Here is a 13,163-nt window from a genome sequence, read left to right on the forward strand (position 1 = left end):
ACATGAGTGACAGCTCGCTGGAACGCTGGCAGGACGCCGGCTTCGCCACCCGCGCCATCCACGCCGGACAGGACCCCGAACCTCGCACCGGTGCGGTGGCCGTCCCCGTCTTCCAGACCTCCACCTTCGCCCAGCCGGCCGTCGGGGAACACCTGGGCTGGGACTACGCCCGGTCCGGCAACCCGACCCGTGACGCGCTGGAGGAGTCCTTGGCGTCCCTGGAGGTCGGCCGCTACGGCTCGGCGTTCGCCAGCGGGTCGGCTGCCCAGGACGCGGTCCTGCGGACGCTGCGCCCGGGCGACCACGTCATCATCGCCCCCGATGTCTACGGCGGGACCTACCGGCAGTTCAAGCGGGTCCACGAGCCGTGGGGCATGGCCTTCACGCCCGTCGACCTGTCCGACCTCGACGCGGTCGCCGCGGCCTGGCGGCCCGAGACCCGGATGATCTGGGTCGAGACCCCCACCAACCCGCTGCTCAACGTCTTCGACATCGAGGCGCTCTCGGCGTTCGCCCACGAGCGGGGCGCCAGGGTCGTGGTCGACAACACCTTCGCCACGCCCTACCTGCAGCAGCCGCTGGAGCTCGGTGCCGACGCGGTCGTGCACTCTGCGACCAAGTACCTCGGCGGGCACTCCGACGTGGTGTCGGGGGGCTTCGTCACCCGCGACGAGGAGCTGGCCGAGCAGGTCGCGTTCAACCAGAACTCCATGGGTGCGGTACCCGGCCCGTGGGACGTCTTCCTCGTCCTGCGCGGCATCAAGACCCTCGGCCTGCGCATGGACCGCGCCTGCGACAACGCCCAGCAGTGCGTGGAGGTGCTGCGGTCCAGCGACGTCGTCACCGAAGTGCTCTACCCGGGGCTGGCCAGCCACCCCGGCCACGAGGTCGCGACCAAGCAGATGCGCGACTACGGCGCCATGATCAGCTTCCGCGTCGGCGACGAGGGCCTGGCCCGCCGCATCTGCGCGTCCTTCGAGGTGTTCACCCTCGGGGAGTCCCTGGGGGCCGTCGAGTCGTTGGTCGAGCATCCCGGTGCGATGACCCACATGTCGGTGGCGGGCTCGCCGCTGGAGGTGCCTGCGGACCTGATCCGGCTCAGCGTCGGGATCGAGGACGCCGCGGACCTGACGGCCGACCTGCAGCAGGCGCTCGGCACCACGTGACCCCGTGGGAGGGGATGCGGCTGACCAGCGCCCAGGTCGACCCCTACCGCCGCGAGTGGGAGGCGGCGAACCGCCGTGCGCTGGACGGGGAGGGGCCGCTGCTCGGCGTGCTGGGCGACTCCGCCGCGCAGGGCATCGGCGCACCCACCCCCTTCGAGGGGTGGGTCGGGCAGCTGCAGCGGCGACTCGAGGGGATCGACGGGCACCGCTGGCGGGTCCTCAACCTGTCGGTCAGCGGCGCCCGGGCCCACACGGTGATGGACGAGCAGCTGCCGCGGCTCTGGCGGGTCGGCCAGCCCGTCGACCTCGTGGTGTGCGCCGTCGGCGGCAACGACATGTACCGGTCGACCCGTCGGCAGGTGCACGACCGGTTCACCCGGTTGCTCCGTGCCCTGCCGGCACCCGGGACCTGGCACGGTGACCAACGGACGATCGTGACGACCCTGCCGCAGGGCCTCGGCCGTCGGCGTGCCGGGATCGCCAACGACCTGGTCAGGACCCTCGGACCGCAGCGTGGCCTGGAGGTCGCAGACCTGTGGGCCACGACGGGACCGCCGTGGCGGGGCAAGTACGCCGAGGACATGTTCCATCCCAACGCCCTCGGCTACGGCCACTGGGTCGACGCCATCCTGGGGACGATCCGCCCCGACCGTCGATCACTCGGCGGCGACCTGCCCGTCGTGGGCACCCGCTGACGTCCAGCCCAGGTCCCCGGTCGTCAGCTCGCCCACGAGGAAGGCCCGGACGACCTCCAGCAGCGGCTGGCGGCTTCGTCGGGCGTGCTGGCGCAGCAGGTCGAAGGCCTGCCGGTCGCTCAACCCGACGGCGTGCATGATCGCGCCCTTCGCCTGCTCGATGGGCCCGTGGGTGCGCATCGCGCGCCGGATGCCCAGCAGCTGCTCGGTCGCTGCCGCCGTCCGAGCGGCCGACCGCAGGTGGGTGCTCGTCGTGTCGGCGAACAACCGTCCGACCTGGACCATGTCGTCGTCGAACGGTCCGGTGGCGGCGCGATAGAGGTTCATCGCCCCCAGGACCTCGCCGTCGGCGCGCATGGGGATGCTCAGCACGCCCCTGACCCCCTGTCCTTCCGCCAGCGACGCCAGCTGTGGATAGCGTTCGTCGTCGGCCAGGTCGTCCACGGTGACCGTTGCGTCGGTGCGGAACGCGTCGACGCAGGGTCCCTGGTCGAAGCCGAGCTGGGCGTGCTCGATCCGGTCGATCGCGGCGTCGGATGCCGCCCCGACGGCCAGATGGTCGCGGCCGTCGAGCAGCATGACCCCGATGCCCTCGATGTCGAGGACCGCCGTGGACCGGGTGATCAGCGTGGCGAGGGCGCTGCGACGGCCGTTGTCGTGATCGACCACCTCGTGGTCGTCGGGACCGTCCCGCCCTGCGGCGTTGGTCCGGGCGTCGGTCTGGCTCGCAAGGGTGGTGGCGAAGTCGAGGAGGAGCTGGAAGAGGCGACGGTCGGCGTCGGCGGTTCTGCCCATGGTCGGTGCGTCCTTTCGCGTTCCGGAGCCATGTCTCCGTTGGTCTCGCTGCTTGCGCCGCCGGGCCCTCGCCCGGTTCAGCGCGCCTCGAGAATGCCATCCTCGGGACGAAACAAAACGCGTTCCTGGTCGTGGAAGGCCTCGAGCCACCCGCGCATCGGCCACTCGCCCCACCGCCGGTGGAAGGTGTGGGCGTTGCCGACGATGTCGTGGACGTGCTGGACGGGTGGCGACGTCGATTCGTGGTGCTGGTGCCACCCCCGCGCGGCGGGGGTGCGCCACAGGGTCAAGCCGGCGGCGTCAGCCCGTCGTCCGAAGTCGGTGTCCTCTCCGCCGTACCCCACGAACGTCTCGTCGAAGCCGCCGAGGCAGTCGTAGTCGACGGCCCGCATGGCGAACGACAACGACCAGAACAGGTCGGGGTCCCCCAGACGGGTGTCGGCCGGCGGTGGCGTCCGGGCCGGGTGGGGGGCGGCTGCCACGTCGAGCTGGGCCTCGGTCCAGGCGTCGTCGGCAGGCACCCCCTCGGGCAGGTAGTCGACCTGGCCCGACCACAACCCGCCGGTGGTGCGGCACCGTCGGGCGTAGTCCGCGACGAGCGTGGAGGACGGGATGACGTCGACGTCGAGGAAGACCAGGACGTCGGCGTCGGCGGCGCCACGGCGGGCCGCGTTGCGGGCGGCCGCCAGCGGCAGCGGGGTGCGGGGGTCCGCCGCGTCGACGACGTCGACGGGCATGCCCGTGGGGACGGCCGGGCGGGGGTCCGGACCGCCCATCCACGCGACCACGACGTGATCGGGGGGCGACGTCTGTCGGCGGAGCCCCTCCAGCAGCCGTCGCAGGTGGGTCTGGCGTCCCCGGACGATCGTGCACACCGCGACGGTCACACCCCACCGCCGGGTGACGCGGTCGCCAGGCGGTCAACAGCCCTCGGCGCCGTCTGGACGGTGCCGAGCGCGGCCCGGTACACCCGTTCGTGGGCGGCCAGCACCTGGTAGCCGAGCCGTTCGCGGTCCTCCGCCCGGCTGACCAGATCGGCATCCCGCAGGCTGATCATCTGGTCGGCCATCTCGATGGGGTCGACGTGGTCCCGACGAAGCGGGGCGACGGCCATGGGGTGCTGCTCGGCGACGAACCCGGCGTCGGTGCCGATCACGGCGGTCCCGACGTCGGCAGCCAGCTCGAGCATGCCGCTGTGGGTGCCCCACCGATACGGCAGCACCAGCCCCCGCGACAGGGCGATCTGCCTGACGAGCTCCCGATGCTCCAGTCCGTCGTGGACGACCAGGTCGACCAGCTCGAGGGCTCGGTGGCCACGCAGCAGGTCGACGTCGTCGCGGTCCACGAGCACACGCATGGGGACACCTCCGTCGAGGAGGGCGACGGCGTCCAGCACGCCCCTGACGTCGTGACTGGGTCGGCGAGGCTTGGCGTGCAGCAGCAGGGGACCCCACGGGCCTGCGCTGGCGGACCGCAGCCGCCGTGCGCGCCACATCCGGTCCGCCGGCAGGATCGGCCCGTGGGGGATGATCCTGGGGTGCACGCCGGTGTGCGCCGCGACGGCGTTGGCGCAGCCGACCGTCAACGTCGTCACAACGCGGGCACGCTCGACCATCGGGCCGAGCAGCTCCAGGCTTGGGTCGTCCTGCGGGCGCAGGTGCGGGTTCGCCAGGTCGTGCACGGTGACCACGATCGGGGTGCCCGCCGACCGGTGGGCGTCGAGGACGTCCACCATCCGTTCGACGGGGTGGTGCTCGTGGCCGAAGTGGAGGTGCACGAGATCCCAGTCCCCGCTGTGCCGCCGGACCCAGTCGGGGTCGTGGTAGGCGTCGAGGCGGGGCATCGGTTCGTCGCGGTGGACGACCCGCGAGACGGTGTCGTCGAACCGGTCGACGTAGGGGTGTCGCGGTGGGTGGGAGAGGACCCGGGGTCGACGGTTCATGGCGTTGCTCCTCGGCTGGTCCTGATGAACGACTGGATGGCGTCGGCGGCGCGATGGACGCCCTTGCCGTCGACGAGGTCGGCGGCTCGTGGGGCGCCGTGGTCGAATGCGTGGTCCAGCAGCGCCGGCCATGCTGCGGCCCGGGGCCACCTCTCCCGTACGAGACAGACCTCGTGGGCGGCGAGCAGGTGTGCCTTGTGCCGCTGTTCGTCGAAGGGTCGGTCCTGCGGGACGACGATGACCGGCCGGCCGGAGCCGACGGACTCCATGACCGCGTTGTGGCCGCCGTGGCTGACGATGACGTCGGCGGCGGCCAACCAGGGCCACGGGTCCTCGACCCAGCCTGGCGTGGTCACATGCGGTCCCGCCGGCACGTCGCCCAGGACGACCCACTGCCACGAGCCCGTGGCCGCGGCTGCCTCGTGCACCGGCCAGCCGACCCGACCGCCCTGGCCGGGGAGGACCACGACCATCTGTACGTCCGCGTCCAGCCCCAGGGCCGAGCGGGCATCGTCACGGTCGGCGTCGCGGTGGTCGAAACGAGAGAACCCGCCGGTGTAGACCGTGCGATCCCGCATGGCGTCGGGGACCCAGGGCTCCTCCAGCCACTCCGGGTACGGGGCGAGCAGCAGGCTGGCTGCGTCGACGGCCGTCCGGTGGGGTGGGTCGGTGCGACGGCCGTGCTGGCGGACCACGATCGAGGGAACGCTCAGGAGGCGGGCGAGGAGGGTCACCTCCACCGACACGTCGACCACCATCGCGGCGGGCTCGGACTCGGCCATCCACGCCGCCATCGCGCCCATGCGTCGGCGCAGGCCCGCCACCCCCAGCGGCGCGTAGTGCAACGCCGTCGGGGTCGGCTGGGCGGCGTGCCACGCGGTGGCCGGCGGTTCGACGTCCAGGGGCAGCCGGCGTACCGAGGCCGTCGGGATGTCGAGCGGGCGCGAGGAGAAGCACACGACCTCGTCCGCCAGCAGCGGTACCACGTTGCGGGCACGCACCTCGTGACCGGACCCGTGGTGGTGGACGTACCAACCGATCACGAGACCAGCTCCCGGTACAGGGCCAGGTAGTCCCCGGTCATCCGTTCGACGCTGCCGTGGGCGACGGCATGGGCGCGACAGCGGCCACGGTCCAGCGTCGAGGCCTGCAGCACGGCCTCGGCAAGGCCGTCCTCGTCATCGGGATCGACGAGGACGGCGACGTCGTCGTTGACGAGCTCGGGCAGGGCGCCGTGCCGGTATCCGGCGACGGGCGTCCCGCACGCCAGGGCCTCCATGACCACCAAGCCGAAGGGTTCGGGCCAGCACGGCGTCACCAGCGCAACGGACGCCCGGGCGATTCGTGCGGCCACGTCGGCGGAGTCGAGGTGGCCGACCCACCGCCGGTGGTCGTCGAGCTCGGGGCGCAGGACCTCCTCGGCGTAGGTGGGGTCGCTGGCCGGACCGATCACGTCGAGGGAGAACCCCGCCCGACGTGCCGCTCGAACCGCATGGTGGGGCCCCTTCTCGGGGCAGACCCGGCCGACCCAGACCGCCGAGCGCGGGACCGGAGCGCCGGTCGGCTCGAACCGGTCGAGGTCGATGGCGTTGTGGATGACCGCCCGAGGGGTGATCGGCCAGCGCCTGGCGTTGTCGTGGCTGACGCTGACGACGTGGAGGTTCTCGGGCCGACGTCGCAGGGCCGCTTCGATCCATGGCGTCGGTGGCGTGTGCAGCACCTTGACCACCGGCATGGGCAACAGGTCAGCCGTGGCGGGCGGGATGTAGTGCAGGGAGTTGTCGTGCACCACGTCGAAGTCGGCGTCGCGCAGGCGGAGCATCAGGTCCAGGTACGCGTCGTGTTCGACCATGAAGCCCTCGGCCAGCATCGACACGTCCTCCCGGGCGGCGGGGGAGAGGTCCAGGAGGGTCTCGCGGGGCACGATGGGCTCCACGCCCAGGTCGGGGTCGGCGTCGGCGCTGGCGAAGACCGTCACGCCGTTTCCGGCTGCCCGCAGCCCGTGCGCCAGGTCGGCCGTCTGTCGCTCCAGGCCACCGGCGTGTGGCTCCCGCAGGCCGTGCCGGAGCGCCGCGATGATGGCGATCCGCAGCGGCCGGGCCGCGTCGGCGGGCGAACCCGCGGCACGGGGCTGGTGAACAGGGGCGGCGCTGACCATGTACGTGGCGCTCCTCGATTGAGAGGGAGGGGACGGCACGCGGGGGTCAGGCGGGCGGGGTGGTCGGGTTCTTACCCGTGGTGATCGATCTCAATCACCTGGTGGCTGTCGAGGCCGAGGTCGGCCGCGGTCAGCTGGCCGTCCATGAACGATTCGGCGACCTCGAGGACCTTGCGACGGTTGCTGCGGGCGAAATGGCGCAGCAGGTCGAACGCCGCGTCGGCGGTCAGCCCGTGCCCGTGCATGAGCACGCCCTTGGCCTGCTCGATGACCCCGTTGCGCTCCAGCGCCTGCCGGATCCCGATGACCTGCCGCGACACGTCGTCGACCTGCCGGGCGCTGACCAGGTAGGAGCTGGCCATGTCGGCGAACAACCCGCCGAGCTGCTTGGAGGACTCGTCCAGGGGGCCGGGCGTGGTGCGGTACAGGTTCAGGGCCCCCAGCCGGGTGTCGCCGACCCGCATCGGGAAGCTGTGGACCGCGACCAGGCCCGACTCCACGGCGACCGGTCCGAAGGTCGGGAAACGCGTGTCCTGGCACAGGTCATCGGCGTAGATCGGCGTGCCCGTGATGTAGGCCAGCAGGCAGGGTCCCTCGTCGTAGTCCAGCTGCAGCTGCTCGATCAGGCGCACCCGGTCGTCGGACGCCGAGACGAACCTGAGGTCGTCGTTGTCATCGAGCAACATCACCCCGAGTCCGTCGACACCCAGCAGCGACGGCGCCTGCCGCAGCAGGTCGTCCAGGGCGTCCTGGGCGGAGTAGTCCGACGCCATGGTGTGGGCGAAGCCCAGCAGGACCTGCATGAGCTTGCGATCGCGTATCTGACCCTCGGTGGGCGGCACGATGGTTCCCTCCCCTGGGAGGTGGACGATGGGGGTTCGACGTGGGATGTTCCCCGGCGGGGTGGTCGTCGAACCTGTATCAGGCGCCGTACCGGTATCAGGGGGTCGAGGCGGAGTGGTCGGGGACATGGGCCCCGTGCGATCGTGCGGTGGAGTACAGGCGCTCGTGGGCCATGCAGACCTCGGCCCATGCACGTTCGCGATCCTCCACGCGGCTGGTGACCGAGTGCTCCGCTGGGGTGAGCATCGCCTCGGCCAGGGCAGCGACGTCGATCCGGCCGTCGTGGACAGGCACGCCGACCACGGGGTGCTGCTCGGCGAGGTGGCCGACGCGACCGCTGATCACCGGGGTGCCGATGTCGGCCGCGAGCTCGAGCCGCTGGCTGTGCAGTCCCGCAGTGCGAGGAAGGACCAGGGCGCGGGCCGCCGCGATGTGATCCACCACCTGGTCGAAGGCCATTCCGTGGTGCACGACCAGGTCCGCCGCCTGGATACCCGGGTGTCCGGCGACGGCGTGCTCGTGCACGGCGTGGACGAGCAGGCGAACGGGCATGGACCCGGCGAGGAGCGCGCAGGCGTCGAGCGCGCCGTCCACGTCGTTGGCCGGGTGGTGCGGCTCGAGCTCGACGAGGATCGGTCCCCATTCACCACCGCAGGCCGTCCGGTATCGCCGGGCGCGGAGCAGGTCGGCACCCGACAGCATCGGGCCGTGGGGGATGACCCTCGGTCGGATGCCGGTTCGTTCCAGGATCGTGCGGGCCGCACCCGTGGTGAACGTGGTCACCAGCCAGGCATCGGCCAGCACCCGCTGCACCGACGGCATGTCGAGCGCGTCGCCGGCGATGGTTCCCGATCCGGGCAGGTCGTGGACGGTGACCAGCACCGGGGTGCCCTGGCGTCGGTGGGTGTCGAGCGCGATGGGCAGCCGAGGGTCCGTGCCCGGCGGCAGGCCGACGTGCACGTGCACGATGTCCCAGTCCTGGCTGTGCTCCCGCAGCCACATCGGGTCGTACGGATCCGCGGGTGGGTCGGCGTGATCGTCGTGCTGGCCGGCGACGTCGTCGCCCATCGACGCCGGGGCCCGTGTCAGGTGCCCTTCCATCCTGGCGGCGTAGCGGGTGGCATCCGGGTAGTGCAGGACGCGCGGCAGGTCGATCGGCTCGAACCCCGCCTGCCATGGCCCCTGTGGCCGTGCTGTGGTCACGTGTACTCCTCGTGGTGTTGCTTCACGGGTCGTGCACGCGGGGAGAGGGCGAGCGACTGCTAGTCGTATCAGGGGCGACAGTTCGAGTCCTTCGGACGGCCATGCAGGTTGCAGTCGATGTTGCGGGGCTGTAACCGGTTGAAGTGGTGTCGCTGTGGAGTTCGCGTCGGCGCCCGTGGTCTGGTGAGACTGCACACATGCGCGCAGTACAGATCACCAGCCTCGACGGCCCGTCCGCCGTCACCGTCGCCGACGTGCCCGACCCCGTGCGGGGGGACGATCAGGTCCTCGTGGAGGTCAGGGCCGCGGGCGTGTCCTTCCCCGACCTCCTCCAGACCCGCGGGCAGTACCAGATCCAGCCGCCCATGCCGTTCGTCCCGGGGGTGGAGGCGGCAGGGATCGTCCGCGAGTCGCCGGAGGGGTCTGCCCACCAGCCCGGTGACCGGGTGATGGCCTTCGGGATGCTCGGGGGAATGGCCGAGCTGTTGGCGGTGCCGGACGCGACGACGTTCGCGCTGCCCGAGTCGCTGTCGTTCGAGCAGGGCGCGGCCTTCCCGATGAACTACCACACGGCCCACTTCTCGTTGGTCCGTCGCGGGCGCCTCGAGGCCGGTGAATCGGTCCTGGTGCACGGCGCAGCCGGTGGCGTCGGCACCGCCTCGATCCAGGTTGCCAAGGGCCTCGGGGCGCGAGTGCTGGCCGTGGTCAGCAGCGACGACAAGGCCGCGGTCGCCCGCGACGCAGGAGCCGACGTGGTCCTGCGCAGCGACCGGCCGTGGAAGGACGAGGCCCGCGAGGCCACCGACGGTCGTGGCGTGGACATCGTCATGGACCCGGTCGGTGGGGACCGCTTCACCGACTCGATCCGGGCCCTGGCGCCGGAGGGACGTGTCCTGGTCGTGGGGTTCGCCGGCGGGTCGATCCCCGAGGTCCGGGTCAACCGCCTGCTGCTGTCCAACACCGCCGTCGTCGGCTGTGCCTGGGGTGGGTTCCTGTTCCACGACCAGACCCTCGTCCCCGACACCGCTGCCGCGCTTGGCCCGCTGATCCGCGACGGTTCGCTGGCCCCGCCCATCGGCGCCGCCCTACCGCTGGACGAGGTCGCCGAGGCGCTGCGCCTGATCGACGAGCGAGAGGCGACCGGCAAGGTCGTGCTGACCGTGCCGTAGCCAACCGCCGGCGTCGGCGGCACGCGAAGTCCTAACTGTCGAACTGCACCGCCACCCGGACCGCCTCGCCCGTGGAGGTGTCGACCAGGGCAGGGTCGCCCAGTGGTCGGTCGAGCTCGATCGTGACGCCGTCCGTTGGTTCCGCTGGGGGTGGGGCGGTGAGGTCTTCGAAGTCCGTCACGCCGTAGCAGACCTCGGAGTCGGTTGAGATGGTCGGGTCGACATCCCAGAGGATGGCCGTCGGGTGACCGGCGTCCGGGTCGTGCTCGACCGTGACGACGTCGGCGCCGTCCGCGCGGATCGTCTCGGCGTCAGCGAGCAGCGTGGGGAGGAACGCCGCCTCATCAGAGGGGACCCCGCCCTGGACGATCACCTCCCGGTCGCCGAAGAACCGGGCGTCAGGGCCACATGACCCCCAGATGGTGTAGCGGTAGTCCGCCGGCGGGACCCAGGTCGACAGCGGCGCGTCAGGATCCGTCGGGGTCGGCGTCGGTTCGACGTACCGCTCGAAGACGACCGTGTCGCTGCCAGCGCTCAACCTCAGATCCTCGTCATCGAGCTCGATGGTGGGGGCGCCCAGCAGCAGCCCCGTCACCCATTCGTCCCAGCTGCCCTCAGGGTGTGGGCAGCCGATCAGCGTGCTCGTGACCTCATCCGCGTCCACCGCCAGGTGTCCGTCGATGAGGTCGTAGGGGCCGTCGACGTCGTTGCAGGCCACGCGTGCACCGACCCGTCCGTGGCTGAAGGTGAGCTGGATCTGCTGGCCTGCGGGGAGATCGAGGCCCTCCACGACCACGCTGCGCCACTCCGATCCGTCGAGCTGCGTCAGCGCAGGTGCGTCGTCCTGGGTTCCGGGGCGGACGTCCAGGCGCGCGTAGACGTCGAGACGGACGTCCGGGTCGTCGCCGGCCCGCATCTCGAGTCCAACCCGGTGCACGCCGGTGTCGAGGTCGTCGAGCGGCAGCTGCTCGACCAACGCCTCCCCGGGCTCGATGTCGTAGCCGTCGTCGTTGACGCCCTCCAGGTCAGCCGGCTGGACCTCGCCGTGCCACACGTGGTGTTGCAGCGCCCACCGCTCGCCGTCCCACCGCTCGATGCGGAAGTACGTTCCTGACCCGAGCGGCGCGTCGTCGGCGGTGATCGTGATCTCCGTTGACGCATCCCCCGGCGCCACCACGTCCGGGGAGAGGCTGGCCAGCTGTGAGAAGGAGTCAGCAGGCGGCTGCGTCGGGACGCCGGCAGGCTCGAGCGCTGTTTGCTGCACCCCCTGCGGGACCGCGCAGGCAGTGAGCACCAGCGCGGTGACCAGGAACAGGACGAGGCGGGACAGGTGCATCATCGTCTCCGACGCCGCGGCCACACCAACGGTTCCCGGTGACAGGGACACCAACAACGTTCGGCTGGAGGAGCACCCGGACGCCGACCTGCGCGCCCCCTCGGTCGCACCTTGCGGCGACAACGACGGGTTCGAGGCCCGAGTGGCGGGGCAGGGCCGATCGATCGGCCGGTCGAGCGGTGTCTCGGTCGCACCTTGCAGCGACAACGGGTGAGTCGGGGTCGTGCACCCGCGCGAGTCCGCGCAGGCAGGGCGGACTCGACGGTGGATCGCCCTCCGGAACCCGGCAGTCATGCAGCTTCCGCCGGTGGGTCTCGGCTGATCTCGACGCCGGTCTGGGTGGTCCAGGTGCGTTGTCCGGGTGGCCCGAGCAACCGGTAGTGACGTCTGGATTTCTGTCGGTGGTGGGTGGTGCAGAGCCAGGCGAGATCGGAGAGGCGGGTGTCCTTGGTGATGGCCCAGCCGGTGACGTGGTCGATCTCCAGGAGGTGGTCGGCGGTGCAGCCGGGGACTTCGCATTGGTAGCCGCGTGCTTCGAGGGCGGTGCGTTGGTGGGCGGTGACCTGTCGTCCGAGGTGGGCGACGGTCACATCATGTCCGTTGGTGATGACGTAGGTGATGTGGGCGTCGGGGATCTGCTCGCGCACTGCGGACAGGGCGACCGGTCCGATGCCGGCGATCTCGCAGGTCTCGCCGTCTTCCACCTCTCCGCGGACCAGTGCGGAGCCGTCGACGCGGATGATGACCTTGGTCTGCCGACCCGTCCGTGGTCCCTTCGTCGCAGGGGTGGGGACGGGGGCATCGTCGTTGCTGGCCTGTTCACCGCCGGTGGTGGCGTGGCCCTCGAGGAGGTTGAGGAGGGCGTCGAACCGGTAGCAGGCATCGTCCTCGCGTTGACCGGCGGCGTGGGCGGCACGGAACACCGCGTCATGCTTACCACGCAGCGCCGCCTCGATCCGGGCACCCAGATCACCGGGGCCCTGGATGAACGCCTTCCATTCGCCGTCGGATTCGGTCCACGACCGGAACGCCCGCCGGGTCAGGTGCCGCCGTCGGGTTGTTTCGCGGTCGGGGTCGGCTGCGGTGCGGATGTCGCGGGCCTTCTTCCGCAGCTCCGGCAACGTCTGGCTGGTGGCGTCCCCGATCAGCTCGTCCGCCTTCTCCGGCGCATCGGCCACGGTTTCGGAGACCACGACGGCCTGGTGTGTCGACAGGGTCCCGTCGGTGACGGCCTTCTCGACGTCGGGCTGGTCCACGAGCTGCTCGGAGGTCTTCAACATCTTCTTGGCTGCCGCGGTGGAGGTGCCGGTGGCGGTAGCGATCAACGTCGCCGCATCCTTCGCGCCAGCGGTCTCGTGGGCGGACGTCTCGGCAGCGCGTCGGGCGGCCCGGGTCAACATGCCGTCGACCAGCCGGCCCGCACGACCCAGATCCACCACCAACCCCGCCACATCACCATCGGGGATGGCGTCGGGGTCGAACCGGCTGGCGAGGGTGTGGAGGTGGGTGACCAGCTCGGTCACCTCACCTGCCTCCACCACCCCTGGTCCACCCATGTCCCGACCCCACTACTCGCTGTCTCGATCGTGTGTTCGAGTCTACCGCATCGAGGGTCTCGGATCGCGTGTTTCCCCAGCTCAGATGCCATTTCGGACGAAATATCAGTGGTGATCATCTCCGCTTCGTGGCTGGTGTTGGACCGTGCCATCCACTGAGGGAGATGTATGAACCAAGGACCTTGTTGACCCTCTGCTCCGGGGAGGTCGTTGACACCTGCACACGGTGCGTGGACGCGGACGGCGGCGGAGGCCGGGTGTGCTGCGTCGAACCTGGCATCGGGCGACGATTGTGGCGAT

The 13,163-nt window shown here is 71.2% G+C and carries 12 protein-coding genes; 3 read left to right on the forward strand and 9 right to left on the reverse strand.

Translation table 11 applies throughout. The features are described 5' to 3' along the window. Nucleotides 1-2 precede the first annotated feature (2 nt). Together DVS28_RS07660 and DVS28_RS07665 are read left to right on the forward strand one after the other, a co-directional pair. Entirely contained in the window at nt 3-1,166 is a 1,164-nt protein-coding gene (locus DVS28_RS07660; RefSeq protein ID WP_114590942.1) for a cystathionine gamma-synthase, read from the forward strand. Then, nucleotides 1,163-1,861, forward strand: a complete 699-nt coding sequence (locus DVS28_RS07665; protein ID WP_114590943.1) for an SGNH/GDSL hydrolase family protein — start codon at nt 1,163-1,165, stop codon at nt 1,859-1,861. Before DVS28_RS07660 ends, DVS28_RS07665 begins: the two co-directional genes overlap by 4 nt. On the opposite strand, the gene DVS28_RS07670 is transcribed toward DVS28_RS07665, so the two are convergent. The 7 genes from DVS28_RS07670 to DVS28_RS07700 all read right to left on the reverse strand — a co-directional run bounded on the left by DVS28_RS07670 (nt 1,823) and on the right by DVS28_RS07700 (nt 8,802). After that, a complete protein-coding gene (locus tag DVS28_RS07670; protein ID WP_114590944.1) occupies nt 1,823-2,656 on the reverse strand; it encodes a GAF and ANTAR domain-containing protein in 834 nt (277 codons plus the stop codon). The two genes, DVS28_RS07665 and DVS28_RS07670, sit on opposite strands and share 39 nt — an antisense overlap. Nucleotides 2,657-2,733: 77 nt before the next feature. After that, complete coding sequence (locus tag DVS28_RS07675; RefSeq protein WP_114590945.1) at nt 2,734-3,543, reverse strand: glycosyltransferase family 2 protein; 810 nt, start codon at nt 3,541-3,543, stop codon at nt 2,734-2,736. Continuing rightward, nucleotides 3,540-4,598, reverse strand: a complete 1,059-nt coding sequence (locus DVS28_RS07680; protein WP_114590946.1) for a glycosyltransferase family protein — start codon at nt 4,596-4,598, stop codon at nt 3,540-3,542. Before DVS28_RS07680 ends, DVS28_RS07675 begins: the two co-directional genes overlap by 4 nt. Continuing rightward, nucleotides 4,595-5,641: a glycosyltransferase gene (locus tag DVS28_RS07685; protein WP_114590947.1), complete on the reverse strand. Its 1,047-nt coding sequence runs from the start codon at nt 5,639-5,641 to the stop codon at nt 4,595-4,597. The genes DVS28_RS07680 and DVS28_RS07685 overlap by 4 nt, the downstream gene beginning before the upstream one ends. Then, nucleotides 5,638-6,756: a glycosyltransferase family 4 protein gene (locus DVS28_RS07690; RefSeq protein WP_114590948.1), complete on the reverse strand. Its 1,119-nt coding sequence runs from the start codon at nt 6,754-6,756 to the stop codon at nt 5,638-5,640. The genes DVS28_RS07685 and DVS28_RS07690 overlap by 4 nt, the downstream gene beginning before the upstream one ends. 71 nt (nt 6,757-6,827) lie before the next feature. Further along, entirely contained in the window at nt 6,828-7,598 is a 771-nt protein-coding gene (locus DVS28_RS07695; protein WP_164710132.1) for a GAF and ANTAR domain-containing protein, read from the reverse strand. Between the two features lie 97 nt (nt 7,599-7,695). After that, nucleotides 7,696-8,802 (reverse strand): glycosyltransferase family protein, encoded by a 1,107-nt coding sequence (locus DVS28_RS07700; protein WP_114590950.1) that lies wholly within the window; start codon nt 8,800-8,802, stop codon nt 7,696-7,698. Nucleotides 8,803-8,999: 197 nt separating this feature from the next. Here DVS28_RS07700 and DVS28_RS07705 point away from each other — a divergent pair, with 197 nt between their 5' ends. After that, entirely contained in the window at nt 9,000-9,971 is a 972-nt protein-coding gene (locus tag DVS28_RS07705) for an NADPH:quinone oxidoreductase family protein (RefSeq protein WP_114590951.1), read from the forward strand. 31 nt (nt 9,972-10,002) lie between these two features. Here the strand turns inward: DVS28_RS07705 and DVS28_RS07710 are convergent, their stop codons facing one another. Together DVS28_RS07710 and DVS28_RS07715 are read right to left on the reverse strand one after the other, a co-directional pair. Beyond that, on the reverse strand, nt 10,003-11,358 hold the full coding sequence (locus DVS28_RS07710) for an META domain-containing protein (protein ID WP_216826464.1): 1,356 nt from the start codon (nt 11,356-11,358) through the stop codon (nt 10,003-10,005). 239 nt (nt 11,359-11,597) lie between these two features. Next, nucleotides 11,598-12,863: an HNH endonuclease signature motif containing protein gene (locus tag DVS28_RS07715; protein WP_114590953.1), complete on the reverse strand. Its 1,266-nt coding sequence runs from the start codon at nt 12,861-12,863 to the stop codon at nt 11,598-11,600. Between the last annotated feature and the right edge of the window lie 300 nt (nt 12,864-13,163).

The sequence above is a fragment of the Euzebya pacifica genome (assembly GCF_003344865.1).
Taxonomy (GTDB): domain Bacteria; phylum Actinomycetota; class Nitriliruptoria; order Euzebyales; family Euzebyaceae; genus Euzebya; species Euzebya pacifica.

Bases quoted from the DNA above. Each gene is read 5' to 3' on its own strand.
- DVS28_RS07670 (WP_114590944.1), bottom strand. From the start codon at position 2,656: ATGGGCAGAACCGCCGACGCCGACCGTCGCCTCTTCCAGCTCCTCCTC.
- DVS28_RS07690 (WP_114590948.1), bottom strand. From the start codon at position 6,756: ATGGTCAGCGCCGCCCCTGTTCACCAGCCCCGTGCCGCGGGTTCGCCC.
- DVS28_RS07660 (WP_114590942.1), top strand. From the start codon at position 3: ATGAGTGACAGCTCGCTGGAACGCTGGCAGGACGCCGGCTTCGCCACC.
- DVS28_RS07705 (WP_114590951.1), top strand. From the start codon at position 9,000: ATGCGCGCAGTACAGATCACCAGCCTCGACGGCCCGTCCGCCGTCACC.
- DVS28_RS07680 (WP_114590946.1), bottom strand. From the start codon at position 4,598: ATGAACCGTCGACCCCGGGTCCTCTCCCACCCACCGCGACACCCCTAC.
- DVS28_RS07715 (WP_114590953.1), bottom strand. From the start codon at position 12,863: ATGGGTGGACCAGGGGTGGTGGAGGCAGGTGAGGTGACCGAGCTGGTC.